The sequence below is a fragment of the Rhodanobacter sp. UC4443_H10 genome, from assembly GCF_052978325.1.
Window position 1 is genome coordinate 2,196,568 of record NZ_CM129668.1, and the last position, 25,787, is coordinate 2,222,354.

Annotated in this window: 24 protein-coding genes; 15 read left to right on the top strand and 9 right to left on the bottom strand. The window is 68.7% G+C overall.

The annotated features are described in order from the left end of the window. Window positions 1–40: 40 nt before the first annotated feature. From dnaG to ACVCMB_RS10220, 3 genes are all read left to right on the top strand, one after another. Complete coding sequence (gene dnaG, locus ACVCMB_RS10210; RefSeq protein WP_447106845.1) at window positions 41–1,777, top strand: DNA primase; 1,737 nt, start codon at window positions 41–43, stop codon at window positions 1,775–1,777. 130 nt (window positions 1,778–1,907) lie between these two features. Continuing rightward, window positions 1,908–2,528: a DedA family protein gene (locus ACVCMB_RS10215; protein ID WP_395120338.1), complete on the top strand. Its 621-nt coding sequence runs from the start codon at window positions 1,908–1,910 to the stop codon at window positions 2,526–2,528. Between the two features lie 9 nt (window positions 2,529–2,537). Continuing rightward, window positions 2,538–3,539, top strand: coding sequence for a bile acid:sodium symporter family protein (locus ACVCMB_RS10220; protein WP_447106846.1), 1,002 nt, complete (start codon window positions 2,538–2,540; stop codon window positions 3,537–3,539). 127 nt (window positions 3,540–3,666) lie between these two features. Here the strand turns inward: ACVCMB_RS10220 and ACVCMB_RS10225 are convergent, their stop codons facing one another. Continuing rightward, on the bottom strand, window positions 3,667–4,386 hold the full coding sequence (locus ACVCMB_RS10225; protein WP_395120340.1) for a hypothetical protein: 720 nt from the start codon (window positions 4,384–4,386) through the stop codon (window positions 3,667–3,669). Between the two features lie 273 nt (window positions 4,387–4,659). Between ACVCMB_RS10225 and ACVCMB_RS10230 the strand changes: the two genes are divergently transcribed. Then, window positions 4,660–5,664, top strand: a complete 1,005-nt coding sequence (locus ACVCMB_RS10230; protein WP_447106847.1) for a sensor histidine kinase — start codon at window positions 4,660–4,662, stop codon at window positions 5,662–5,664. Continuing rightward, window positions 5,661–6,446 carry a LytR/AlgR family response regulator transcription factor gene (locus tag ACVCMB_RS10235; protein ID WP_395120342.1) on the top strand — a complete coding sequence of 262 codons (786 nt, stop codon included), beginning with the start codon at window positions 5,661–5,663 and terminating at the stop codon, window positions 6,444–6,446. The genes ACVCMB_RS10230 and ACVCMB_RS10235 overlap by 4 nt, the downstream gene beginning before the upstream one ends. Before the next feature lie 56 nt (window positions 6,447–6,502). Here ACVCMB_RS10235 and mgtA read toward each other — a convergent pair whose 3' ends face one another. Both mgtA and ACVCMB_RS10245 read right to left on the bottom strand, forming a co-directional pair. Next, complete coding sequence (gene mgtA / locus ACVCMB_RS10240) at window positions 6,503–9,142, bottom strand: magnesium-translocating P-type ATPase (RefSeq protein ID WP_447106848.1); 2,640 nt, start codon at window positions 9,140–9,142, stop codon at window positions 6,503–6,505. A gap of 101 nt (window positions 9,143–9,243) precedes the next feature. Then, window positions 9,244–9,471, bottom strand: coding sequence for a hypothetical protein (locus tag ACVCMB_RS10245; RefSeq protein WP_395120344.1), 228 nt, complete (start codon window positions 9,469–9,471; stop codon window positions 9,244–9,246). Between the two features lie 453 nt (window positions 9,472–9,924). On the opposite strand from ACVCMB_RS10245, the gene ACVCMB_RS10250 reads away from it, so the two are divergent. Then, on the top strand, window positions 9,925–10,683 hold the full coding sequence (locus ACVCMB_RS10250; protein WP_447106849.1) for a 4'-phosphopantetheinyl transferase family protein: 759 nt from the start codon (window positions 9,925–9,927) through the stop codon (window positions 10,681–10,683). A gap of 100 nt (window positions 10,684–10,783) precedes the next feature. On the opposite strand, the gene cyoE is transcribed toward ACVCMB_RS10250, so the two are convergent. Genes cyoE through ACVCMB_RS10270 form a run of 4 tightly spaced genes read right to left on the bottom strand, consistent with a single transcriptional unit; the run spans window position 10,784 to window position 14,187 of the window. Further along, a complete protein-coding gene (cyoE, locus tag ACVCMB_RS10255) occupies window positions 10,784–11,686 on the bottom strand; it encodes a heme o synthase (protein ID WP_447097953.1) in 903 nt (300 codons plus the stop codon). Between the two features lie 5 nt (window positions 11,687–11,691). Further along, a complete protein-coding gene (locus tag ACVCMB_RS10260) occupies window positions 11,692–12,852 on the bottom strand; it encodes a COX15/CtaA family protein (RefSeq protein ID WP_447106850.1) in 1,161 nt (386 codons plus the stop codon). Then, window positions 12,852–13,424, bottom strand: coding sequence for a hypothetical protein (locus ACVCMB_RS10265; RefSeq protein ID WP_447106851.1), 573 nt, complete (start codon window positions 13,422–13,424; stop codon window positions 12,852–12,854). The genes ACVCMB_RS10260 and ACVCMB_RS10265 overlap by 1 nt, the downstream gene beginning before the upstream one ends. A 34-nt stretch (window positions 13,425–13,458) precedes the next feature. Then, window positions 13,459–14,187, bottom strand: a complete 729-nt coding sequence (locus tag ACVCMB_RS10270) for an SURF1 family protein (protein WP_447106852.1) — start codon at window positions 14,185–14,187, stop codon at window positions 13,459–13,461. A gap of 59 nt (window positions 14,188–14,246) precedes the next feature. Between ACVCMB_RS10270 and ACVCMB_RS10275 the strand changes: the two genes are divergently transcribed. Then, window positions 14,247–14,462, top strand: a complete 216-nt coding sequence (locus ACVCMB_RS10275) for a twin transmembrane helix small protein (protein WP_395120350.1) — start codon at window positions 14,247–14,249, stop codon at window positions 14,460–14,462. Window positions 14,463–14,511: 49 nt separating this feature from the next. On the opposite strand, the gene ACVCMB_RS10280 is transcribed toward ACVCMB_RS10275, so the two are convergent. After that, the gene (locus ACVCMB_RS10280) at window positions 14,512–15,534 is read right to left on the bottom strand and encodes an NAD-dependent epimerase (RefSeq protein ID WP_395120351.1); all 1,023 of its coding nucleotides are present in this window, start codon (window positions 15,532–15,534) and stop codon (window positions 14,512–14,514) included. A gap of 64 nt (window positions 15,535–15,598) precedes the next feature. Continuing rightward, a complete protein-coding gene (gene tviB / locus ACVCMB_RS10285) occupies window positions 15,599–16,876 on the bottom strand; it encodes a Vi polysaccharide biosynthesis UDP-N-acetylglucosamine C-6 dehydrogenase TviB (protein ID WP_395120352.1) in 1,278 nt (425 codons plus the stop codon). 153 nt (window positions 16,877–17,029) lie between these two features. Here tviB and ACVCMB_RS10290 point away from each other — a divergent pair, with 153 nt between their 5' ends. The 8 genes from ACVCMB_RS10290 to ACVCMB_RS10325 all read left to right on the top strand — a co-directional run bounded on the left by ACVCMB_RS10290 (window position 17,030) and on the right by ACVCMB_RS10325 (window position 25,785). Beyond that, window positions 17,030–17,650 carry an XrtA/PEP-CTERM system exopolysaccharide export protein gene (locus tag ACVCMB_RS10290; RefSeq protein ID WP_395120353.1) on the top strand — a complete coding sequence of 207 codons (621 nt, stop codon included), beginning with the start codon at window positions 17,030–17,032 and terminating at the stop codon, window positions 17,648–17,650. 33 nt (window positions 17,651–17,683) lie between these two features. Continuing rightward, a complete protein-coding gene (locus ACVCMB_RS10295) occupies window positions 17,684–19,237 on the top strand; it encodes an XrtA system polysaccharide chain length determinant (protein WP_395120354.1) in 1,554 nt (517 codons plus the stop codon). Further along, on the top strand, window positions 19,234–20,025 hold the full coding sequence (locus ACVCMB_RS10300; protein ID WP_395120355.1) for a polysaccharide biosynthesis protein: 792 nt from the start codon (window positions 19,234–19,236) through the stop codon (window positions 20,023–20,025). The genes ACVCMB_RS10295 and ACVCMB_RS10300 overlap by 4 nt, the downstream gene beginning before the upstream one ends. Window positions 20,026–20,175: 150 nt before the next feature. Beyond that, window positions 20,176–21,492 carry a hypothetical protein gene (locus ACVCMB_RS10305; RefSeq protein ID WP_395120356.1) on the top strand — a complete coding sequence of 439 codons (1,317 nt, stop codon included), beginning with the start codon at window positions 20,176–20,178 and terminating at the stop codon, window positions 21,490–21,492. A gap of 96 nt (window positions 21,493–21,588) precedes the next feature. Then, the gene (locus ACVCMB_RS10310; RefSeq protein WP_395120358.1) at window positions 21,589–22,272 is read left to right on the top strand and encodes a serine aminopeptidase domain-containing protein; all 684 of its coding nucleotides are present in this window, start codon (window positions 21,589–21,591) and stop codon (window positions 22,270–22,272) included. Beyond that, complete coding sequence (locus ACVCMB_RS10315; RefSeq protein ID WP_447106853.1) at window positions 22,269–23,099, top strand: alpha/beta fold hydrolase; 831 nt, start codon at window positions 22,269–22,271, stop codon at window positions 23,097–23,099. Before ACVCMB_RS10310 ends, ACVCMB_RS10315 begins: the two co-directional genes overlap by 4 nt. Beyond that, window positions 23,096–24,088 carry a UDP-glucose 4-epimerase GalE gene (gene galE / locus ACVCMB_RS10320; protein WP_395120360.1) on the top strand — a complete coding sequence of 331 codons (993 nt, stop codon included), beginning with the start codon at window positions 23,096–23,098 and terminating at the stop codon, window positions 24,086–24,088. Before ACVCMB_RS10315 ends, galE begins: the two co-directional genes overlap by 4 nt. Next, window positions 24,085–25,785, top strand: a complete 1,701-nt coding sequence (locus ACVCMB_RS10325; RefSeq protein ID WP_447106854.1) for a hypothetical protein — start codon at window positions 24,085–24,087, stop codon at window positions 25,783–25,785. Before galE ends, ACVCMB_RS10325 begins: the two co-directional genes overlap by 4 nt. Window positions 25,786–25,787: the final 2 nt, after the last annotated feature.

The window sequence follows — 25,787 nt, forward strand, 5'->3', positions numbered from 1 at the left end:
GCGCGCCTCTCCGGCGGCGACCGACTAGACTAGGCGGTCTATGCGCGGCCTGATCCCCGACAGCTTCATCGATGAACTGCTTGCCCGCGTCGACATCGTCGACGTGATCGAGCGGCGCGTGCCGTTGAAGAAGGCCGGCCGCGAGTGGACCGCCTGCTGCCCGTTCCACAACGAGCGCACGCCGTCGTTCTACGTCAGCCCGGCCAAGCAGTTCTTCCACTGCTTCGGCTGCGGCGTGCACGGCAGCGCGATCAAGTTCCTGATGGACTACGACCGGCTGGAGTTCCCCGACGCGGTGGAGGAACTGGCGCAGTCCGTGGGCCTCACCGTACCGCGCGAAGGCGGCCGCGACGAGCGCCCGCGCGAGGACAAGACCGATCTCTACGCCCTGCTCGACGCCAGCGCCAGCTGGTACCAGCAGCAGCTGCCGGGCAACGTCGAGGCGAAGGCGTATTGCACGAAGCGTGGCCTGGACGCCGATACCATCGCGCGCTTCCGCCTCGGCTGGGCGCCGGCCGGCTACGACGGCGTGAGCAAGGCGCTGGGCAGCAGCCCGCGCCGCATGGAACTGCTCGAGGAGGCCGGCATGGTTTCCACCGGCGAACGCGGTAGCAAGTACGACCGCTTCCGCGAACGGCTGATGTTCCCGATCCTCGACCGGCGCGGGCGCGTGATCGCCTTCGGCGGGAGGGTGCTCAGCTCGGAGCAATCCCCCAAGTACCTCAATTCGCCGGAGACCACGCTGTTCCACAAGGGCCGCGAGCTGTTCGCGCTGTGGCAGGTGAAGCAGGCCAACACGAACCTGACCCGCATCGTGGTGGTCGAGGGCTACATGGACGTGATCGCGCTGCACCAGGCCGGCCTGCCGATCGCGGTGGCCACGCTGGGCACGGCGACCACGCCCGAGCACACCGAATTGCTGTTCCGCGCCGCGCCCGACGTGGTGTTCTGCTTCGATGGCGACCGCGCCGGCCGCGCCGCGGCGTGGAAGGCGCTGGAATCCGCGCTGCCGCGGCTGCGCGACGGCCGCCAGGCCTATTTCCTGTTCCTGCCCGACGGCGAGGACCCCGATTCGCTGGTGCGCAAGGAAGGCAAGGCCGGCTTCGAACGGCGCATCAAGGAAGCGATGCCGCTGTCGGACTATTTCTTCAACGAGCTGTCGCGCGATGTCGACATGGCCAGCCTCGACGGGCGCGCGCGGCTCGCCGAGCGCGCGCGGCCGCTGATCGCGAAGCTGCCTGACGGCGCCTTCCGCGACCTGATGGCGCAGGAGCTCGAAAAACGCAGCGGCGCCCGCGCGATGCTGCAGGCCGACCCCGCCGCCCATCGCGCGGTGCAGCGTCCGATGGCGGTGCAGCGCAGCCTGGTGCGCAGCGCCATCTCGCTGCTGCTGACCCAGCCGGGGATGGCCGACCGGGTGGAGAAACCCTATCGCTTCCTGCGCCTGGACAAGCCCGGCGTGGAGCTCCTGGCCGAACTGCTCGACCTGGCGCGCGCGCGTCCCGGCATCAACCCGGCGATGCTGGTGGAGCATTTCGCCGAGCGGCCGGAATATCCCTCGCTGCAGAAACTGATGGCCGCCACTGTGGTGGGCGAGGCCGAGGCGCAGGCCGCGGAGTTCTTCGATGCCCTGCGACGGATGGAGGAAGAAGCCGTCCGCCAGCGCCGCGACGCGCTCACTGCCAAGAGCCGCGAGGGTGCGCTGGACAGCGCCGAGAAGGCCGAGCTGCGCGAACTGCTGGCCGCCCGCGTGGCCCCGCCGACGGCGCCGGCATGAACGCCGCCGCGCTGCCGGAGGCCGCACGCGCCGTGCGGCATGCTGTCCCGGCGCGCCGCAAGGACGCCGCGGCTGTGGGATCATGCACGGCCGCGACCGGGACGCGACGGCAGAAGGCACGAAAACACTGATGGATCTGCTGCAGCAGCTGGTCACGATCTTTGCCGAGAACGGCTACCTGGCGGTCTTCATCGCGCTGATGATCTGCGGCGCCGGGTTGCCGCTGCCGGAAGACATCACCCTGGTCGCCGGCGGCGTGATCGCGGGCCTGGGCTACGCCAACGTGCACGCGATGGTCGCGCTGGCGATGTTCGGCGTGCTGCTGGGCGACTGCGCGATCTTCCTGCTCGGCTACCGCTACGGCGCGCGCATCCTGCAATGGCGCTTCGTGGCGCGCATCCTCACGCCGGCGCGCTACGCGAAAGTGCAGGAGAAGTTTCATCGCTACGGCAACCGCGTGCTGTTCATCGCGCGCTTCCTGCCCGGCATGCGCACCACGATCTATCTCACCGCCGGCATGACCCACCGGGTCTCGTTCCTGCGCTTCCTGCTGCTCGACGGCAGCGCCGCGCTGATCAGCGTGCCGTTCTGGGTCTACCTGGGCTTCGTCGGCGCGGACAACCACCAGTGGTTGCTGACGTGGATGCACCGCGGCCAGGCCAGCCTGTGGGTGCTGCTGGGCATCCTGCTGCTGGTGCTGCTGGTCTCCTGGTGGCGGCACCGCCGCCGCGCCCGCTGCACGCTGGACTGAACCGCCTGCATGGCTCGGCGTCGCGCGGTTCCCGACAACTTCACGCTGGCCCTGCTCGGCACGGTGCTGCTGGCCTCGCTGCTGCCCTGCGAAGGCGGGGTCGCGCGCGTGTTCGACCTCGTCACCGATGCGGCCATCGCGCTGCTGTTCTTCCTGCACGGCGCCAAGCTGCCGCGCCAAGCGATCGTGCAGGGCATGACGCACTGGCGGTTGCACCTGACCGTGCTGGCCAGCACCTTCGTGCTGTTTCCGTTGCTCGGCCTGGCGCTGCGCCCGCTCGGCGACGCCGTGCTGACGCCAGAGCTGAGCCTGGGCCTGCTGTTCGTGTGCCTGCTGCCGTCGACCGTGCAATCGTCGATCGCGTTCACCTCGATCGCCGGCGGCAACGTGCCGGCCGCGGTGGTCAGCGCATCGACGTCCAACCTCCTCGGCATCGTGCTGACCCCGCTGCTGGCGGGATTGCTGCTGGAAAGCCACGGCAGCGGCGTCTCCTGGCATGGCGTGCTGGACATCGTGCTGCTGCTGTTGCTGCCGTTCGCGCTCGGCCACTTCGCCCGACGCTGGATCGGCACTTTCGTGGACCGGCACAAGCCGCTGCTTGGCTTCACCGACCAGGCCACGATCCTGCTGGTGGTCTACACCGCCTTCAGCGCTGCGGTGGTCGAAGGCCTGTGGCACGACACGCCGCCGTCTTCCCTGCTCGCCACCCTGGCCGCCTGCGCGCTGCTGCTGGCGGTGGTGATGCCGACCGTCACGTGGGCCGCGCGCCGCCTAGGCTTTTCGCGCGAGGACGAGATCACCATCGTGTTCTGCGGCTCCAAGAAGAGCATGGCCAGCGGCATCCCGATGGCGAAGATCCTCTTCGCCGGCCAGGCCGGCGGCCTCGGCGCGCTGGTGCTGCCGCTGATGGTCTTCCATCAATTGCAGTTGATGGTGTGCGCGGTGGTGGCGCGGCGCTACGCGGCGCGGGGCGTGCATTCGATGGTCGGGGATGATCGCGAGGCGGATTGATGGTTGGGGCAGTCGCGAGGACCGCATGGACGACCAACCCCTGCGGGAGACGACAGCGGCGGCTGACGAGTTCCGCTCCCCTGCACATTTCGGGCGAATTTCGAAGTTGCGGGAATCTGCTGTTTCCTCAGAGTGATGGCGATTTCACTTCCTTTGTCTGATCCACCCTCGCAGGCCTCTGCGCGCGGTACCGCTTCGACAGCGCGACCCGCAGCACCCAGAAGACAAGCAGGCCGATCACCAGAAGCTCCGGCAGTTGGAGCAGGAACGAGCCCTGCAAGGTCTTCGGGAAGAGGTCCTGTTGCCCGGTGAAAAACGAGCTGGCCGCGATATAGAGCGCCACGGACATTCGCCAGAGGTGCTGCAGGACTCGGGATCGGCGTTTCAGGCCGCCACGCGCGAGCGTCCATGCATCGCTGACGGCACCGAAGGCGGCGATCCCGGAAAACACGAAGTAGATCGCCGCGGGAACGATGAACGTGCCGTCGAGCACGTCTGCGTGGCCGTTCCGGGCCTCGATGCCAAGATGCAGGCCATAGGCGGCAACCGAAACCCCGACGGCCAGTACAAGCCATTCCAGGATGCCGGCCTCGCCGTCGGCGCGCCGGGCGGCGAGCCGGCCCGAACTGACCAGATAGGCCGTCAGTGCCGCCGCCAATACCGAGACACGCACGCCCGCCAGGACGGCGATATATCCACCCATGACCGCCATCACCAGCATCGAGGCAAAGAAGACGCGACCCGCCATGCGATGGGGCAGACTGCCCTTCGCCGCGATCATGGCCGCGGCTCCGGACAACAGACCCAGGGCTCCGCCAACGATATGCACCATCAACTGCCACGTCATGTCCCACCCCTCTCCCGTGCCGGATTTCGCGAGCGAAACGTTGACCGCGGGAAGGCGCGAAAGCGAGCCGTTTGCGATGGACGACGGCCTGGGCGGGTCGGCTGACGATCGTCGCGGACGAACGGCGGCGATGGGCTGCGCAGCCGGGTCGCACAGTGCGAATCCGCCCGCACCCTACTCTATAGTTGGTCCATGGCGACCACGGCTCCCGCGCTAGAACCACGAGGTCTGCACCCCCGCCTGCTGGGCTGGCGACGCGTGCGGCTCGTACTGATGACGAGCCTGGTGCTGAGCGTTCTCCTGCTGCCGAGTTGGGAGGGTCCGTGGGTCGTGCTGTTTGTCCGCATGATGTTCCTGGGCCTGTTCCAGCTGATGGTCTTCGGACTGTTCGAGCGCTGGCCCAGGCGCCTGCCGCGCTGGATGGCGCGCTGGGTGCTGCAGGTCGCAGGCGTGGCGATTGCGGTGCCGTTCGCCGTGGCGATCGCCTATTCGCTGACCACGTTTGGCGACGCAGTGCCCTGGCCGCGCAATGCAGACCGGCTGTCCGGCTTCGCGATGATCACCGGGCTGGGCCTCCTGCTGACGCCATGGATCGCCATGACGGCGTTGTACCGGCACATCAGCGGCCACGCGCAGCGCCAGGCGCTGGCCTTCGAGCTGGAGCGCAGCGAGTACGAGCGCAATGCCGCGCAAGCCCGTCTGCGGCTGTTGCAGGCGCAGGTCGAGCCGCATTTCCTGTTCAACACGCTGGCCAACGTGCGCGAGCTGGTCGATTCCGGCTCGCCGCAGGCCTCCGCGGTGCTCGGCAGCCTGATCGCGTACCTGCGTGCGGCGGTCCCGCGCCTGCACGAGCCGATGACCACACTTGCACAGGAAATCGAGCTGGTGCGCGCGTATCTGGAAGTGATGCACATGCGCATGCCCGACCGCCTGCAGTTCACGCTGCACGCCGATGAAGCGGCCCTGGCATCGCATCTTCCGGCGATGACGTTGCTGACTCTGGTCGAGAACGCCGTACGGCATGGCATCGACCCGAGCGAGGAAGGCGGCCGGATCGATGTGCGCGTGCGCGTAAGGGACGGACGCTGCCGCGCTGAAGTCATCGACACCGGCGTCGGCCTGGGGCGGGCCGGCGATGGGCTGGGCACCGGACTTTCGAACCTGCGCGAGCGCCTGCAGCTGGCCTTCGGCGGCGATACGCAGTTGCGGTTGCTGCCGCTCGAACCGAAGGGCGTCTGCGCCGAACTCGAGTTTCCTGCGCGGGAGAGGCCGGCATGAGCAGTTCGCGCCCCACTGCATTGATCGCCGATGACGAGCCACTGTTGCGCAAGCAGCTGATGCGGCTGCTTGCGCAGGCCTGGCCCGAACTGCATGTTGTCGCCCAGGCGCGCAATGGCCGCGAGGCGGTCGAGCAGTTCGAGGCGCTGCGGCCCGACATCTGCTTTCTCGATGTGCATATGCCGGCCCTGTCCGGCGTGGAGGTGGCGCGCTTCATCGATCGCCGTGCACATCTCGTCTTCGTCACCGCGTTCGACCAGTACGCTGTGCAGGGCTTCGAACAGGGTGCGCTTGACTACCTGGTGAAGCCGGTGGAACTGGCACGCCTGAGCGACACGGTGGCGCGTCTGCAGGAACGATTGCGCGCCGCGCAACCGGTACCCGACACCCGCACGCTTCTGGAGCAACTGGAAGCGCACCTTTGCAAGAAGGCGGCACTGACGCCGCTGCGCTGGATCCGCGTTTCGGTCGGGCAGGCGCTGCGCCTGGTTTCGGTCGACCAGATCGACTTCCTGCGCTCTGACGAGAAGTACACCCTGGTTGCATGGCGCGGCGACGACGGCAAGACAGCCGGGGGATTGATCCGGACGCCGCTGAAGGAACTGGTGGCGCAACTGGATGCTGCGCATTTCGTGCAGGTGCACCGTTCCGTGGTGGTGAATCTCCGCGCGATCAGCCATGTCTTGCGTGGCGAAAACGAGACCGCGGACATCCACCTGAAGGGCCGCGCGGAGGTGCTGCCCGTGAGCCGCACGTATCTGCACCTGTTCCGCCAGATGTGACCCGCGCCGATCGGCGCAATCACCCGGGGTGCGGAATCAGATGACGCGGATGGCGATCAGAGCCAACGCCCGTACCTGCGGATGTAGATGACCTTCACCAGCTGGGTCAGCACGCAGTAGCTGGCCAGGGTCAGCGCCAGCCAGGCGAAGTACATCGGTGGCAGCGGCGCCATGCCGATCTTGCCGCCGAGCGTGCTGAACGGGATCAGCATGCCGAGCACGATGATCGCGAGGGTCAAGCCGAGCACCGGCGCGGAGGCCACGCTTTGCAGGAACGGGATGCGCCGGGTGCGGATCATGTGCACGATCAGGGTCTGCGAGAGCAGGCCCTCGATGAACCAGCCGGACTGGAACAGCGACTGGTGCGCCGGCGAGTTGGCGCCGAAGTAGTGCCACATCAGCCAGAACGTGGTGATGTCGAAGATCGAACTGACCGGGCCGATCCACGCCATGAAACGGCCGATGTCGCCGGCATCCCACTTGCGCGGCTTGCTCAGGTATTCCTCGTCCATGCGGTCGAACGGGATCGAGAGCTGCGAGATGTCGTACAAGAGGTTCTGCACCAGGATCTGCAACGGCAGCATCGGCAAAAACGGCAGGAACGCGCTGGCCACCAGCACGCTGAACACGTTGCCGAAGTTCGAGCTGGCGGTCATCTTGATGTACTTCATGATGTTGCCGAAGGTGACGCGGCCTTCCAGCACGCCCTCCTCCAGCACCATCAGGTTCTTCTCCAGCAGGATGATGTCGGCCGACTCCTTGGCGATGTCGGTGGCGGTGTCGACCGAGATGCCGACGTCGGCATCGTGCAGCGCCGGCGCGTCGTTGATGCCGTCGCCGAGGAAGCCCACCGTGTGGCCGAGCCGCTGCAGCGAGCGCACCACGCGCGCCTTCTGCAGCGGCGACATCTTGGCGAACACGGTGACGCGCGCGACCAGCGCATCGAGCGCAGCGTCATCGAGCGATTCGATGTCGCGGCCCTGCACCGATTCGCCGACGTCGAGCCCGACCTCGCGGCAGATCTTGCGGGTCACCGCCTCGTTGTCGCCGGTGATCACCTTTACCGCCACGCCGTGCTGGTGCAGCGCGCGGATCGCCGTGGCGGCGGAGTCCTTCGGCGGGTCGAGGAAGGCCAGGCAGCCGACCGCCACCAGGCCTTCCTCGTCGGCCACGCCATAGGCATGCGCCTGCGCCGGTTGTCGCCGCACGGCCACCACCAGCACGCGCAGGCCGTCCTCGTTGAGGCTGTGCGTCATCGCCTTGATCGCGCGGCGGCGTTCCCCGGTCATCGGCTCGATCACGCCGCCGGTCTGCGCCCAGGCACAGATCGACAACATCTCCTCGACCGCGCCCTTGCAGATCAGCAGGTGCTCGCCCGCACCGTCGGCCAGCACCACCGACATGCGCCGGCGCTGAAAGTCGAACGGGATCTCGTCGACCACGCGATAGCGCGTCGCCGCCGCCTCCAAGTCGCGATGCGCCAGCACCGCCTTGTCGAGCAGGTTCTTCAGGCCGGTCTGGAACCGGCTGTTGAGGTAGCCGTATTCCAGCGCCTGGTCGGAGGCTTCGCCGTCGAGGTCGAGATGGCGCTCCAGCACGATCCGGTCCAGCGTCAACGTGCCGGTCTTGTCGGTGCACAGCACGTCCATCGCACCGAAGTTCTGGATCGCGTTGAGCCGCTTGACCACCACCTTGCGCCGCGACATCGCCAGCGCGCCCTTGGACAGGTTGGCGGTGACGATCAGCGGCAGCATCTCCGGGGTCAGCCCCACCGCGATCGACAGCGCGAACAGGAACGCCTCGCCCCAGTCGTGCTTGTCCAGCCCGTTGATCACGAACACCACCGGCACCATCACCGCCATGAAGCGGATCAGCAGCCAGCTCACCGAGCGGATGCCGCGATCGAAACTGGTCTGCACGCGCGCACCAGCCATGCTGTGCGCCAGCGAGCCGAGATAGCTGCGCGCCCCGGTGGCCAGCACCACCGCGCTGGCCGTGCCGCTGACCACGTTGGTGCCCATGTAGCAGACGCTGGCCAGTTCCAGCGGGTCGTCGACGACGCCGGGCACCGTCGCCGCGGGCGCCGCCTTTTCCACCGGCACCGACTCGCCGGTGAGGATCGCCTGGCTGATGAACAGGTCCTTGGCGCCGAGCAGGCGCAGGTCCGCCGGCACCATGTCGCCGGCGGCCAGCTGCACGATGTCGCCCACCACCAGTTCGCGCACCGGCACCTCGATCTGCTCGCTGTGGCCGTCCGAGGCGCGGCGCCGCACGGTGGCGGTGTTGCGCACCATCGCCTTGAGCTGCTCGGCGGCGCGCGAGGAGCGGTATTCCTGGGTGAAACTCAGCAACACGCTGATGCCCACCATCACCGCGATGATGAGCGGCCCGGTGAGATCGTTGCCGTCGGTGGCGAGCTGCACGCCGGCGAGCACCAGCAGCACCACGATGAACGGGTTGCGGAACGCGCGCAGCAGCTGCAGCGACCAGTGCGGCGGCTTCTCGCGCGAGACCTCGTTCAGGCCGTCACGCTGCAGGCGCGCGCGGATCTGTTCGGCGTCGAGCCCGCCGGGGTTGCTCTGCAACGCGTCCAGCAGCGCCTCGGGGCTGCGAAACGCATGCCCGAGCGTGGCCGCAAGGGCGGGCGGCGGCGCACCGGCGGCATCGCGGCCGCGCGTCGGGAATGGCTTGCTCATCGGGTGCGTCCGGGTAACGCGTGGCCGGGAAAGACGCGCGTGGCGTCAGCGAATGCGCAGGGCGCGGACGGACTGCCCGGGGCAGCGTCCGCAGCGGTGGATCATCGGTGCGCGCGGCCCAGCCGCCGGCGACGCGGCGAGCGCAGGAACGAGGCCGGCTCGCGTCGTCCGTTGCGCGAGGGTTCCAGGGTTTGCGGCGAAGGGCTCGCCGACCCGGCCAACGGGGCCGGCACGGTCACACTGAAATCACGCGGCAACGCCGCGGGCTGGGACGCCACGGCACGGACGCCGGCAAACGGCCAGCGGAAGAAATCGTGAAGGAGCTTCATCGGCTCATCTCCTGGTAACGACGCCGTCGGCGTCCTCAGGAGTGGGCCGGACTTTCCCTAGTGGAAAGCACCAGCCGACCGCAGGCGGTCGCCGCAGGCGTTCAACTTGTTGTTGTGCGGCGCCGGCACCCGAAGCGAGCGGATGTCGACGTTGCGACTAGGGTAAACGTCCATATGCCTTGGTTTGTCAGGACTGGAAGCCATGCGGCACAGCGCGCCGCAGGGCGCGCGCATTGTCGTGCCGCAGTGCAAAACTGTCAATCGCCGGGCCGCGCGTGACCTCGAAAAATGGATGGAAAACCTTCATGCCACCGGCGCGGGAAACGAACGCCACGACGGCGCGCGCTGCCCGATCCCACTATGCTTGCCCCCGACTCCCGGCACCGCTTGCGGCACCAAAGATGGTCCGCGGCCTCGATTGCGTCGGGAGCCGATGGACGCAGGGAGACATTCTTGACAGCGCAAGACAGATCCAGCCGACCCTCGCCCGAACGCGACGGGCACGACGCGCTGCTGCGCAGCGCACGCTGGCTGGAAGTGGGCGATGATGACCCACGAGTGCCCCCGGCCTTCGTGATCGAGTTCTCTTCCGCGGCGTTCGCCCTGCCTGCCTTCGAGCAGCATGGCGTGCCGCTTCCGGCTGCACTGCAGAGGGCCGTGCCCAAACGGCAGGCCGAGTTTCTGGTGGGCCGGATCGCGGCCCGCCACGCGATCGAGCGCCTCGGCGTCGTTGCGTCGATTCCTGGCATCGGATCATCGAGGGAACCACGGTGGCAGGCGGGCGTGACGGGAAGCATCACGCACACGCGCGACCTCGCTGGCGCAATCGCCGTCCAGGCGTCGGCCGTGAGGGGCATCGGCATCGACTTCGAGGAGGTCATCGAGGCCGCCGCCCGCGACGCGGTGCGGGAACTCGCCTTCACGCCGGGCGAACTCGCCTTGCTGGAGAAGCAGCACGGTCACTTGTCCGACGACATGCTCCTCACGATCGCGTTCTCCGCCAAGGAGAGTCTTTTCAAGGGCGCGCACGCGGCAGCGGGCCGCTACTTCGATTTCAGCGCCGCGCGGGTTTCCGCCTTGGACGCAGATGCCGGCCGCCTGACCCTGACGCTGGCGGAAACGCTCTGCCCCGACCTGCCGGAAGGCAGCTGCCACCCCGTCAGCTTCAGGATGCTCCGCCCCGACACGGTCGCGACCAGCTTCGTCTGGTGAAGGCGGCGACACCGCGCTCGCCTTCCGTCGCCGCCGACAACTCATCCGAAAATCCCCCGCCGAAGCCCCCCAACGACGCGCGCACAGCCCGCGCCACCGTTCAACCGATCTGCTGCAGCACCGCCCCATGCTGCAGCAGCGGGTCGACCAGCCAGTGGTCGAGCAGCAGGAAGGCGAACAAGGCCATCAGGTACACGATGGAGTACTTGAATACTTTCATCGGGTACAGCTCGTCGGGCGGGTTGAGCAGGCGGATCGCGTAGTAGAGGAAGCCCGCGTCGAGCACGATCGCACCAGCCAGGTAGAGCAGCCCGCTCATGCCGGTGATCGCCGGCAGCAGGGTCACCAGCACCAGCAGGATCGTGTAGAACAGCACCTGCCAGCGGGTGTAGACCACGCCGTGGGTGACCGGCAGCATCGGCACGCCGGCGCGCGCGTAATCCTCGCGGCGGAAAATCGCCAGCGCCCAGAAGTGCGGCGGCGTCCACACGAAGATGATCAGGCACAGCTGCAGCGCGAATGCGTGCAACTCGCCGGTGACCGCGGTCCAGCCCAGCACCGGCGGGATCGCGCCGGCGAGGCCGCCGATCACGATGTTCTGCGGCGTGGCGCGCTTCAGGTAGCGGGTGTAGACCAGCGCGTAGCCGATCAGTCCGCCGAAGGTCAGCAGTGCGGTCAGCGTGTTGACCAGCAGCGCCAGCACCAGCATCGAGGCGATGCCCAGCAGTACCGCGAACGCCAGCGCCTGGTGCGCGGTGAGTTTGCCGGTGGCCAGCGGGCGGCGGGCGGTGCGCACCATCAGTTTGTCGATCCGCTCGTCGATCAGGTGGTTGAACGCCGCCGCCGAACCGGACGCCATCCAGATGCCCAGCGTGCCGAACACCAGCCCGCGCCACGGCGGCAGGCCGGGCACGGCGAGGAACATGCCGATCACGGCGCAGAACACCAGCAAGGCGACGACGCGCGGCTTGGTCAGCTGCAGATATTCGCGGATCAACTCCATCTCGCTCACGACTCCTCTGATATCGGCACGGCCGCCTGCGTGCGCGCCAACGTCGCCAGCAGGGCAAACAACAGCAAGGCCGCCACGCCATTGTGCGCGGTGGCCACCGGCAGCGGCAGGCCGAAATACACGTTGCTGATGCCCAGCGTCACCTGGGCCAGCAGGATCAGCGCGATCGCCAGCGCGTGCGCCCGCAAACCCCGGCGCGCCGCTTTGAACGCCAGCCAGCCGAGGTAGCAGAACACCACCAGCGCGCCGATCCGGTGCGCGATCTGGATCGCGCTGCGCGCGGCCATGTCCAGCACACCGCCTTCGTAGTTGACGCCGATGCCGCGCCACAGGATGAAGCCTTCATGGAAATCCGTCGGCGGCGCCCATTGGCCCAGGCACTGCGGGAACGAGCCCGGGCCGTAGCCGCAGGCCAGCGCCGCGTAGTTGGACGAGGTCCAGCCGCCCAGCGCGATCTGGCACGCCAGCAGCACCACGCCCACCACCACCAGGCTGCGCAGCGCAGCCTGGCGCCGGTCCGGCGCGGCGATACCGGCGAAACGCAGCGCCACGTACGAGAGCAGGCCGAAGGTGAGCATGCCGCCGAGCAGGTGGCTGGTGACCACCACGGGTTTCAGCAGCAAGGTGACCGTCCACATGCCGAGCATGGCCTGGAACACGATCACCGCGAACGCCAGCACGCTGATCCGCCGCGCGCCGCTGCCAGCGAGTCGCCACGCGCCGAACAGCGGCGCGGCGATCGCCACGGCCGCCAGCGCCGAGGAGAACACGTGCTCGCCGCGCATGTACATGCTCACGCCGATCGCCGCGCATATCGCGCCGACCACCACCATTGCGCGCACGCGCCGGTCGCGCCACGCGGCGGCCAGCGCCAGCACCAGCACCATCACGCCCAGCGTGCCGGCGAGGAAGCGATGCACCTGCTCGCGCCAGGCCTTGTGCGCCTCGTAGGGGCGATCCGGGAACGCTGCGTCGGCATGCGCCACCGCCTGCGCGTGCTGCGGCCAGGTGACCTGACCGTAGCAGGTGGGCCAGTCCGGGCAGGACAGCCCGGCGTTGGACAGCCGCACGAAGGCGCCGAACATCACCAGGCCGAACGCGAACAGCGCCGCCAGCAGCGACAGGCCGCGCAGAAACTTCCGCTGGCGTGCCGACATCACTTGATCACCTTGCGCATGTCGCGCAGCAAGCCGGCGGCGTCGAAGCCGGGCGGGTAGAACGACAGCGCGGTGCCGTTGGATTCCACCAGCAGCGCGCCGACGCTGTCGGGTGTGGCCGGCCGGTAGCCATCGAGCTTGCCGTCGATGTCGCGACCGGTCTGCCAGTACGTCGCCATCGCCGCGCGGGCCGCCGCATCGGCAGGTGGCGTGCCCAGGTAGAGCAGGCGCAGGCGATCCTGCTTGTGGTTCAGCATCACCCGCGCCTTGGCCATCGCGGTGAGCGCAGCCAGGCATTGCGTGGCGCAGCCCGGGCCGGCCAGCGCCACCAGGGTCATCCGCGGCTCGCTGTCGCGCCAGGCATAGTCACCGCCGTCGGCCAGCACCACGCGCAGGTGCTCGTCGAGGAAATTGCGCTGTGGCACGATCGGCTGGCCGTTGCCCTTGGTACCCGGCTGCCAGCCGGCAAAGGTGAGCACGCCGGCGGCGATCATCGGCGCCAGGAACACCAGCGCGATCAGCAGCAGGTGGATGCGGCTCTTGCGCGTGCGTTGGGGATCAGCAGTGTTCATCGTGGACAGTCATCACAAGGCATCGGTGGGGTCATCATCGCCCGCGCGGAGGGCGCTTGCGGTGCAGCACCAGCAGGATCACCACCGCGGCGACGGCGAAGGCGAACCACTGGAACGCGTAGGCGCGATGTCGCGCCGGCGGCATCGAGAGGTCGAGCGTGTGCTGGCGCACGTAGATCGAGGAGGCGTCCGCATCCAGCGCCAGCACGCGCGGATACAGCGGCCGGCCGAGATCGGCGGCGACCTGGCCCATCGCCAGGTAGATGCTCTGCTTCGGCCAATGGGTCTGTCGCGCCAGCGCGTTGCCGCCCATTTCGAAGCCGGTCGGGGGCGGCGGCACGTACAGGCCGTGCAACTCGGCCGGCGTGACCGGCAGCGGCGGCAGTTGCGGCGCCTTGCCGTTGCCGTTGCCGGGCAGGAAGCCCAGGTCGACCAGCAGCAGTGGTGCGTGCCCGGCCAGCTCGAACGGCGCGAACACTTCCACGCCGCCGCGCTCGTCATGCTTGGGGTTGTCCAGCAGATAGAGCCGGTCGGCAAGGTAACGGCCGTGCACCTGCACGCGCGGAAAGCTGCCCGCCGGCGGCGTGGCGGCCACCATGGCGAAGTCCTGCGATGGCGCGGTTTCCGCTGCGGCATAGCGCCGCAGCAGCGATTCCTTGAAGTCGGCGCGATGCAGTTGCCACACGCCCAGGCGCAGGAACAGCAAGGCGCCGGCCGCCGTCAGCAGCAACGCCCACCACGACGGACGGCGAAAGCCGTTCACGCGGTGCGGCTGCCGCGGGTGGCTATACTGCCGCTGTCGAAATCGCTCGGACCGATCACGTGGAAACCATCTACAAAGTCGCGCTGGTGGTGGTACTGCTGGTGGTGATCTTCAATCTCGGCCAGGCGCTGTTCTTCATGATGAAGGACAAGGACGACGACCGACGAACGGTTTGGGCGCTGACCCGCCGCATCGGCCTGTCGCTGGTGCTGATCGGCATGGTCGTGCTGGGCATCTGGATGGGCTGGCTGCACCCGCACGGCGTCAGCCCGTAATTGTAGCGGTTGTGCCGCCCCGGCGTTGCCGCGGCGCGCGCCACGTCGATCAGGCTTGCCCGCCGACCCGGTAATAGTCGCGATACCAGCGCACGAAATTCGCCACGCCCTCCTCCACGCCCACCCGCGGCCGGTAGCCGACCGAGGCGATCAGGTCGGAGATGTCGGCCTCGGTGTCCGGCACGTCGCCGGCCTGCAGCGGCAGCATCTCCATCTGCGCCTTGCGACCCAGGCACTGTTCGAGCACCTCGATGTAGCGCAGCAGCTCCACCGGCTGCTCGTTGCCGATGTTGTAGATGCGGTACGGCGCCACCCCGCTGCTGGCCGGGTCGGGTGCGTTGCCGTCCCAGCCGCGGTCCTTGCCGGGGATCTTGTCCAGCGTGCGCACGACGCCCTCGACGATGTCGTCGACGTAGGTGAAGCTGCGCTTGTGGTGGCCGTGGTTGAACACCTTGATCGGCTCGCCCGCCAGGATCGCGCGGGTGAACAGGAACAACGCCATGTCCGGCCGGCCCCACGGCCCGTAGACGGTGAAGAAGCGCAGCCCCGTGCACGGCAGGCCGTACAGGTGCGCGTAGCTGTGCGCCATCATCTCGTTGGCCTTCTTCGAGGCCGCGTACAGCGTCAGCGGATGCTCGGTCGACTGGTGCTCGGAGAACGGCATGCTGGTGTCGGCGCCATACACCGAACTGGTCGAGGCATAGACCAGGTGCTCGACGTCGTGATGGCGGCAGCCCTCGATGACGTGCAGGAAGCCGGTGACGTTGGTCGACACGTAGATGTGCGGGTTCTGCGCCGCGTAGCGCACGCCGGCCTGCGCGGCCAGGTTGATCACCCGCTGGGGCCGGTGCCGCGCGAACACCGCCTCGATCGCCGCGCGATCGGCAAGGTCGACGGGTTCGTGGCGGTAGCCCGGGCGATCGGCAAAGCGCGCCAGCCGCGCCTTCTTCAGCTCCACGTCGTAGTAGTCGCTGAGGTTGTCGATGCCGATCACCTCGTCGCCGCGCTCGAGCAGGTGCATGGCGACGTGGGAACCGATGAAGCCGGCGGTGCCGGTGACGAGGACTTTCATGCGGAAGCAGCCTGCGGCGGTGAAAACCCGCCCATGATACGCAGTCGCAAGGCGCAGCGCAGGTCTACAACCGGCCGTCGACCTCGGCGCGCGGCAGCACGTACTTGACGTCGTACAGCACGCTGGACGGCTTGCCGAACGCACGGATGCCGGCGCTGCCCAGCGCGGCGAACTGTCGATGGCCCACCGCCACGATGATCGCGTCGTAGGCGCCCGCGGCGGGAGCGTCGACCAGCTCCAGGCCGTATTCGTGCCTGGCCTCCGCCGCGTCGACCCATGGATCGAACACGTCCACCTCGGTGTTGTAGCCGCGCAGCGCGTGCACGATGTCCACCACGCGGGTGTTGCGCAGGTCCGGGCAGTTCTCCTTGAACGCCAGCCCCAGCACCAGGATGCGCGCGTGCACCGGATTGATGCTCTTGCGCACCATCAGCCGCACCACCTGGCCGGCGATGTACTCGCCCATGCTGTCGTTGGTGCGCCGGCCGGCCAGGATCACGTCCGGGTGATGGCCCACTTCCTGCGCCTTGTGGGTGAGGTAATACGGATCGACGCTGATGCAGTGGCCGCCGACCAGACCCGGCCGGAACGGCAGGAAGTTCCACTTGGTGCCGGCCGCCTCGAGCACTTCCAGTGTGTCGATGCCCAGCGTGTTGAACAGCTTGGCGAGGTCGTTGACCAGCGCGATGTTGAGGTCGCGCTGGGTGTTCTCGATCACCTTGGCGGCCTCGGCCACCTTGATGCAGCTGGCCTGGTGAGTGCCGGCGGTGATGATCGAGCCGTACAGCCGGTTGACGAAGTCGGCTACCTCGGGGGTGGAGCCGGAGGTGACCTTGAGGATGCTGGTGACCCGGTGCTGCTTGTCGCCCGGGTTGATCCGCTCCGGGCTGTAGCCGGCGAAGAAGTCGCGGTTGAAGACCAGCCCCGAGACGCGCTCCAGGATCGGGATGCAGACCTCCTCGGTGCAGCCGGGGTAGACGGTGGATTCGTACACCACGATGTCGCCACGCTCCAGCACCTGACCCAGGCTTTCGCTGGCCTTGACCAGCGGGGTCAGGTCGGGGCGCTTGGCCGCGTCGATCGGGGTGGGCACGGTGACGATGTAGACGTTGCACCCGCGGATGCCCTCCAGCTCGGCGCTGAAGCGCAGGCGGGTGGCCGCCGCCAGCTCGGCCGCATCGACCTCCAGCGTGTGGTCGTGGCCGGCGCGCAGCTCGTCCACCCGTGCGGCGCGGATGTCGAATCCGACCGTGTCGTAGCGCCGGCCGAACTCCACCGCCAACGGCAGGCCGACATAGCCCAGCCCGACGATGGCGACCCTGGTGTTTTCCAGCTGCTGCATAGGTAACTGTCCCGTGATTTCCTTGATGGGGCGCGGCGCGAAGCGGGCCGACGGCCGGTCCGGCGCAGTCCGCGCGCCGTGTCCGCATATCCGGTTGTCGACGTTCCTGCCGTGATATTCTGCACATTCTGAAAGACAATCAGGAGGATTGCCATGAAATCGTTGTGCCAACTGCTCATGCTCGGCCTGTTGCTCGTGCTTGCCGGCTGTGCCACCGGTCCCGGCTCGACGCAGGCACCTTCGGTGAACCCCGAAGCCCAGGCGGTCGCCGTCTACCATATCGGTGTGGACGATCAATTGCAGGTGTCGGTGTGGCACAACCCCGACCTGAGCGTCAGCGTACCCGTGCGCCCGGACGGCATGATCACGGTGCCGCTGATCGGCGACGTGCAGGCCGGCGGCCGCACGCCCGAACAGGTCGCCGCGGAGATCAAGGAAAAGCTCCAGGCCTACGTGCGCGACCCGCAGGTGGCGGTGATCCTCACCTCGCTGCGCAGCCATGAATACCTTTCGCGCGTGCGCGTGACCGGCGCGGTGCGCACGCCGGTGTCGATCCCCTACCGCCAGGGCATGACCGTGCTCGACGCGGTGCTCGCCGCCGGCGGCACCACCGAATTCGCCGCGCCCGACCGCACCGAGCTGTACCGCAAATCGGGCGACGCCACGCAGTCGTACGCGATCCGGCTGGACAGCATCCTGCAGAAGGGCAACCTGACGACCAACTACCCGGTGCAGCCGGGTGACGTCATCACCGTGCCGCAGCGGGCGTTCTGAGCTGCCGGCACAGGCACGCGAGTCGACCCGTCCATGAACGAAGAACCCAATCCCCTGCTGGCACTGCTCCCGGTGCTGTGGACCGAGGCCAAGCGACGACGCGTGTCGCTGGCGGTCATCTTTGCCTCGATCGCGATGCTGGCGCTGATCGCCGGCATCAACTGGCCACAGCGCTACGACGCCTCGGTCACCATCCTGGCGCAGAAGAGCAGCATCATCACGCCGCTGATGGAAGGCGCCGCCGCCGCCACCGGCAACACCAACCGCGCCGGCATCGCCAAGGCGGTGATCTTCAGTCGCAAGGTCATGGACCAGGTGCTGGTGGCCGGCGGCTGGATGGCGCACAAACCCTCCCCGGTCGACCAGGACAAGCTGATCCAGGAGATCAAGGCGCGCACCCTGGTCACGATCTCGCGCGACAACCTGATCACCATCAGCTACCACGACAGCGACGCGCGGCGCGCCTTCGACGTGACGCGCACGTTCGGCCAGCTGTTCATCAGCGAAAGCGTGGCCTCGAAGATGAAGGAGAGCCGCGACGCCTTCGACTTCATCGACAGCCAGGTCGAGGCCTACCGCAAGAAGCTGACCGACGCGGAGAACAAGCTCAAGGACTACCGCAACGCCAACGCCGACGCGCGCCCGGGCAGCGAGGCCGACACCAACGCCAGCATCAGCCAGTTGCGCAACCAGATCGAGACGGCGCAGATGGACCTGATGGAGAAGCGCTCGCAGGCCGGCTCGCTGGAGCGCCAGCTCTCCGGCGAGTCGGAGGTCAACGCGGTGCAGACCTCCAACGGCATCTACGAAAGCCAGCTCGCCGAACTGCAGTCGAAACTGGACAAGCTGCGCCTGACCTACACCGACGAATATCCCGACGTGGTGCGTACCCGCCACCAGATCGAGGACCTGCGCCGCCTGCTGGCCAGCGCCGACCAGCAATCGGCCAAGGCGCCGCGCGCGATCGGCGACACCGGCACCAACGGCAGCGCCGTGCAGTTCAACCCGCTCTACCAGCAGATGCGCAGCCAGCTCGCCACCTTGCGCTCGGACATCGCCGCCACCACCGCGCGGCTGGGCGCGGCGCAGGCGCGGCTCGACTCCGAGCTTGACCGCAGCAAGCGCATCGCCAACTCCGAGGCGGTCACCGCCGAGCTGACCCGCGACTACACGGTCAACCGCGACGTCTACCAGGACCTGCTCAAGCGCCGCGAAAGCGCGCGGGTGTCGATGAACCTCGACTCCGACCAGGATGGCGCCTCGTTCGTGGTGCAGAACCCCGCGGTGATGCCGCTGGTGCCCTCGGGACTGCGCTTCATGCACTTCGGCATCGCCGGCATCCTCGCCGGCCTGGCGGTCCCGTTCGGCGTGCTGTTCGGCTTCGCCCGCTTCGATCCGCGCGTGCGCTCGGCGGAGCAACTGGAACAGGCGACCGGCCTGCCGGTACTGGCGACCGTTCCATTTTACCCGACACCGGGCGACCATCAGCGCGAGCGGCGGCGCAACCTGGCGCTGGTGGCGATCGTGCTGTGCGTGGTGCTGGCCTATGCGCTGCTGTTCTGGTTGAAGCTGAAGGGACTGGCATGAACGCTCGGGACGATGACAAGTCGGTAATCAACCTGCTCTCGCGCGAGCCCGAGGCCCGCGAACGGGCCGCGGCCGCCGGCGACGAGGCCAAGGCTGCACCGGGCCATTCGATCGCGCTGATGTCGGAAACCGGTGCACTGGTGCCGCGGCAGCTGGAGGAGCGCCGGCTGATCCACCGCGACGAGTCGGTGCGAACGCAGTCCGATGCCTTCCGCGAGATCCGCACGCGCCTGCTGTGGCTCGGCGGCGAGCGCAACTTCGTGACCATGGTGGTGCCGGTCAGCCCCAAGTCGGGCGGCAGCTTCGTGGCGCGCAACCTGGCTCTCGCGTTCGCCTTCGACGAAGCCAAGACCAGCCTGCTGATCGACTGCAACCTGCGCTACCCGACCCAGCACGAGGCGCTGGGGGTGGCGCGCGGCAGCGAGGGCCTGATCAACTTCCTCGAACAGCCGTCGATCGGCATCAAGTCGATCATCTACGCGACCGGCATCCCGCGCCTGCGCCTGATCCCGGCCGGTTCCACGCGCGAGAACAGCGGCGAGTATTTCTCCTCGTTCCGCATGCGCGCGGTGGTCGATTCGCTGCGTTGCCGCTACCCGGACCGCTACCTGTTCCTGGACGGGCCGGCGATCAAGGGCTCGCCCGACGCGCGCATCCTCTCCGAGCTGGCCGACCAGGTGGTGGTGGTGGCCGGCTACGGCCGCGACACGCCGGCGGCGATCAGCCAGGCGGTGGCCAGTTTCGATGCGAACAAGGTGGCCGGAGTGGTGTTCAACCACGCACCGTGAGGCCGTCCGGCGGGGCGTTGCGACACTCCGCCCCACCGCACGGTTCCGCGCGGATCTGCCAGACTCGCAGCGCCAGGGGCAAGCCATCGGATGCGGTTTCCGCAGGTTCAGGGCTCGACGATCATGGACAAGACAAGGGGGCACGCACACATGTCGACATATCGCACCCGCAATTGCGTACTGGGGTCGATGCTGGTCATTGCCTCGACCGGCGCATCGGCGGCGCAGTTCGACTACGGCTGGCGCGTCGGCGTGGGCCACAGCGACAACATCGGCCTGACCGAAACCGACCCGATCAGCCAGAACATGCTGATCCCGGGCTTCGACTTCAGCTATCAGCAGGAAGGCTCCACCTTCCAGGCCGACGTGGTCGGCAACCTGGAGTACCGCGACTACCTGGCGCACGCCTTCGATAATCAGACGCTGGCCCAGCTCGCCGGCCAGGCGAACTGGACGGTGCTGCCCGAGCGACTGGATTTCACCGTGCGCGACGTGGCCAGCGTGCAGCCGCTGTCGACCTTCTCCAGCAATGCGCCAGACAACCAGCAGCAGACCAACGTGCTGACGCTGGGCCCGACCCTGCGTTTCCGGCTCAACCCGACCGTGCGCGGCCAGGCCGAACTGCGCTACATCGACAGCCGCGCGTCCAAGACCAACGAGTTCGATTCCTCGCGCGGCCTGCTGGCCTTGCGCCTGTTCAAGGATCTCAGCCCCACCGCATCGCTGTCGGCCAACGCGGAAACCGAGCGGGTGACCTTCGACCACGCCGACGCCGGTCCGGCCTACAACCGCACCCAGCTGTTCGTCAGCTCGGTCAGCCGCCTCAGCCAGCTCGACGTCAATGCCTCGCTGGGCTGGTCACGGCTCTCGTTCGACCAGGCGCAGTCGATCAACACGCCGCTGGCGCGGCTGAGCGTGGCCTGGCGCATGACCCCCAACAGCACCCTGCTGCTGCGCGGTGCGCGCCAGTACGGCGACGCGGCGGAAGACCTGATCAACCAGCTCGACCAGAACCCCGGCGAATCGGCGCTGGCCCCGCCGGCACCGTCGAACATCAACACCGGTGCCACCGTGATCAGCTCGCAGGTCTATACCGAACGGCGCTACGAGGTGGTCTACACCTATGTCGGCACGCGCTGGAACCTGCGCATCGCGCCGCTGTACCGCAACTTCGATTACGTCAACGACCCCACCGACAGCCAGCGCGGCCGCGGCGGCACCCTCGGCCTCGACTACCGGCTGCACCCGCGCACCACGCTGTCGCTGTTCGGCAACACCGAGTCGATGGAATACAACACGATGGCGCGCACCGACCGCACCACCAACTTCGGCCTGATCCTTGCCACCCAGCGCACCGAGCACTGGAGCTGGAACGCGTCGTTCACCCGTCGGCTGCGTCACAGCGACACCGTCGGCGCCAGCTACCATGCCAACGAGATCTATCTCGGCGTGGCCTACCGGAGGTGACGGATGCGGGTCGAACCGGCACAACCGTGCCAATTCGGTAGCGGGGAGAGTCTGTTCGGTCTCTATCATCCGGTCGCCGGGCCGGCGCGCACGGCCATGCTGCTGTGCCCGCCGCTGGGCCAGGACATGATTCGCAGCCATCGCGTGTACCGCCAGCTCGCCGATGCGCTGGCGCTGCAAGGCGTCGCCGCGCTGCGCTTCGACTATTTCGGCACCGGCGACTCGGCCGGCGCCAGCGACGCCTGCGACTGGACCCGCTGCGTGGCCGACACGGTTGCCGCGGCGGCTGAACTGCGTGCACGCTCCGGCTGCAGCCGGGTGATCGGCTTCGGCGCGCGACTGGGCGGCGCCATCGCGCTGGAAGCGGCCGCGGCCGGCCGCCTGGCGGAACTCCTGCTGTGGGACCCGCTGCTGGACGGCCACGAATCCGTGACCCGGCTGGACGCGGCGCAGGAGGCCCTGCGCGCGGACCCGATGCGCTTCCCCGCGCCGCGCAGCCGCGAGGACGCGGCCGATCAATGGCTGGGCTTTCCGGTCGGCGCCGACCTGCGCCGGCAGCTCGACGGCTGGCGCGCGACGCCGGCGACGATTCCCGTGCGCGTGTTCGCATCGCAGCCCGCCGCCACGCAAGCGGACTGGCCCGCGCAGCTCGGCGCCGGCAGCGCGGTCGTCGCGCTGTCGTCCACGGCCAGCTGGGACGTGCTGGATCGGCTGGAGCACGCCATCCTCGCCCCCGACCTGATCCGCGCCGTCGGCGACCACCTGCGAGCGGCGGCATGAGCACGGAACGCGCCTTCCGCTTCGGCCGCGCGCAGCACCTGGTCGGCGTGGCCGGGCTGCCCGATGCGGCGACACCTGCCGCGCCGGTCGGCGTGATCGTGCTGAATGCCGGCATGGTGCATCGGGTCGGGCCGTTCCGGCTGCACGTGGAACTCACCCGGCGGCTGAACGCCGACGGCTATCCCACCCTGCGCTTCGACCTTTCCTCGCTCGGCGACAGCAGCGCCGCCGACGAAGCGGGCTCGCAAGCGCAGCAGGTGAAGGCGGACGTCGCCGACGCGATGAGCCTGCTCGCCAGTCACGCCGGCTGCAGCCGCTTCGTGCTGCTCGGCCTGTGTTCCGGCGCGCAGAACGCGCACGGCGTGGCGCTCGACGAGCCGCGCGTGGCCGGCGCCGTCTTCCTCGATGGCTACGCCTACCGCACGCTGGGCTTTCGCCTGCGCCACTACCTGCCGCGGCTGTGGAGCGGCTCGCGCTGGCAACGCTTCATCAGCCGCAGCCTGCAGGCGCGCGCCAGCCAGGGCGACGACGTCTTCGCGGTACGCTTCCCGCCGCGCGAACAGGTGCAACGGGAACTGGCCACCATGCTCGACCGCGGTCTCAAACTGCACTTCATCTACAGCGGGGGGGTGACCCGCTACTTCAACCATCCGCGCCAGTTCCGCGAGTGCTTCGGGCGCCTGGCCGACCGCCCGCAGATCAGCGCGCGCCTGTTCGCCGGCAGCGACCACACCTACGCCCTGCAGGTGGATCGCCAGCGCCTTCTGGACGACATCGCGACGTGGTTGCGGGACAATTTTCCGATTTCCGGCGGGAGCAATCCATGAGCACGATCCTGGTCACCGGCGGCGCCGGCTACATCGGCAGCCACGTGGTGCAGCAGCTGAGCGAACGCGGCGAGCGGGTGGTGGTGCTGGACAACCTCGTCAGCGGCTTCGCCGACGCCGTGCGCGGCGCCGAGCTGGTGGTGGGCAACGTGGGCGATCAGCCGCTGGTGTCACGCGTGCTGGCCGAGCACAAGGTGGATGCGGTGATGCATTTCGCCGCGCACACGGTAGTGCCCGAATCGGTGCGCGACCCGCTGAAGTACTACGGCAACAACACCTGCAACACGCGCAACCTGCTCGCCTGCTGCGTCGAGGCCGGCGTGGACCGTTTCATCTTTTCCTCGACCGCGGCGGTGTACGGCACGCCGGCCAGCGGCGTGGCCGACGAGGACACGCCGCTGCAGCCGATCAATCCGTACGGCAGCTCCAAGCTGATGTCCGAGATGATGCTGCGCGACCTGGGCACCGCCGGCGCGATGCGCTACGTGATCCTGCGCTACTTCAACGTCGCCGGCTGCGACCCGCTCGGCCGCATCGGGCAATCCACGCCCAACGCCACCCTGCTGCTCAAGGTTGCCTGCGAGCATGCGGTGGGCAAGCGCCCGGGCCTGGCCATCTTCGGCACCGACTACGACACTCCCGACGGCACCGGCATCCGCGACTACATCCATGTCGAGGACCTGGCCGCGGCGCACCTGCGCGCGCTCGACCACCTGCGCACGGCCGGCGAGTCGCTGACGCTGAACTGCGGCTACGGCCACGGCTACAGCGTGCGCGAGGTGATCGAGACGGTGCGCCGGGTCAGCGGCGCGACGCTGCAGGTGACCGAGCAACCGCGCCGCGCGGGCGATCCGCCGATGCTGATCGCCCGCGCCGACCGCCTGCGCCAGCGCCTGGGCTGGGCGCCGCGCCACGACGACCTGGAGTTCATCGTGCGCACCGCGCTCGCGTGGGAACGCCAGCTGGCGGCACGGGACGCGGCCCGGTGACACGCGCAGCGCGCGGCTTCGTCCGGCGGCTGGGCGCACTGTTCGCCGGCCTCGGCCTGCTGCTCGCGACCGCGCACGCGCAAGGCGCCAGCGCGCCGCCACCGATCGCCCGGCTGGCGCCGACCGGCATCGGCGCGCAGTGGCAGACGATCACCCTGCATCGCCACGGCGCCGTCGGCGATCGGGTGGCGGTGACTGTCGGCATCCCGTTCCCGCCCGGCATGCTGGACGACGCGCGGCGGGTGCGCATCGAGGACGCGCGCGGCCAGCCCGTGCCGGCGCATGTCGAGGCCACGTTGCGCTGGCATTTCGACGGCGGCGGCATCCGCGCCGTGCGCGCGCAGTTCCACGCCACGCTGGCCGGCGACAGCGCGCAGCTGCGTTTCGCCCTCGCGCCGGTCGGCGCCACCGCGACCGTCGCGCCGGGCTGGGCCTACGCCGACGAGCTGGTGGACGGTGCCGACGGCGTGCGCGTGCCGGGCGTGCTGGCCACGCTCAGCCCGCAATGGATGACTGCTTCCCTGATCGCCGGCCCGCAAGTGCCGGCGGTACCCCCCGGCGCCTACGACCGCTACTTCGAAACCCAGTTCGCCTGGGCGCGCAAACTTCCGCGCAGCGACGGCTCGGCGTGGCTGTTCGATCGCCCCACCGCGCTGTTCCAGCAGTACGTGCGCACCGGCCGCGTCGATTACCTCGCCGCCGCGGTCCAGAGCTACCACTTCTACATGGCGCACATCCGCCGCTTCGGCGCACCGGGCTGGCCGCTGTGCGGCGGCGGTTTCAAGCTGGGCGAGGTGAACCCCTGCGACCCGAAGTACGTCTACATCCAGCCGACCCTGCTCGCGCTCGGCCTCACCGGCGACGACAGCCAGGACGACACGGCACTGATCGAACGCATGGTGGGAGCGTGGGATACCGGCGGCTGGACCATTCCCGCCGGCCCCTACACCGGGCTCACCCAGAAGTTCTTCACCGAACGGCAGGCCGGGTTGGGCCTGCTGCAGATCGTCAGCGCGTGGGAACTCACCGGCAAGCGCGAATACCTGCAAGACATCGGCGATCGCGTGGGCTGGCTGTACCAGCACCAGCAGCACAATCCCGACGGCCTGGGCAATGACGGCTCCTGGCGCAGCAGCTGGGACATGCACGAAGGCAACCCGTACGACGCGGCCACCGACGTGCCGGGCAGCTCGCCGTGGATGACGCAGAACATCATCGACGGCCTGTGGCATGCCTGGCTGGCCACCGGGGACGCGCGCATCCCGCCGATGATCACCGCGTTCGGCCGCTACCTCGAGCGCTACGGCTGGATCGACGCCAAAACCGTGGCCACGGTCGGCAAGGACTGGCGCGACCCGTGCAGCGGACCCGGTGGCCAGATCAGCTGGTACTGGTCGTCGGCCCACGTCGACCGGGCCAGGCTGGTCGCCATCGAGAACTCCGACGGCTGGTACAGCGATTCGCACAACGTGGAGCTGACCCTGCCGGTGGCCGCCGCCCGCTATTTCAGCACCGACCCGCAGCTGCAGCATGCGCTGGACCGGCGCATGCATGCGCTGGCGTCGTCGTACGCCGTTGCCTGCGCGCGCAACGCCAGCACCGCGCGACGCTTCAACTGGAACCACCGCGGCACCGGCGTGGTGCAGTGGCTGATGCGCCAAGACGCGGGCAGCGGCGCCGCCCCGGCGCGCCCCTGACG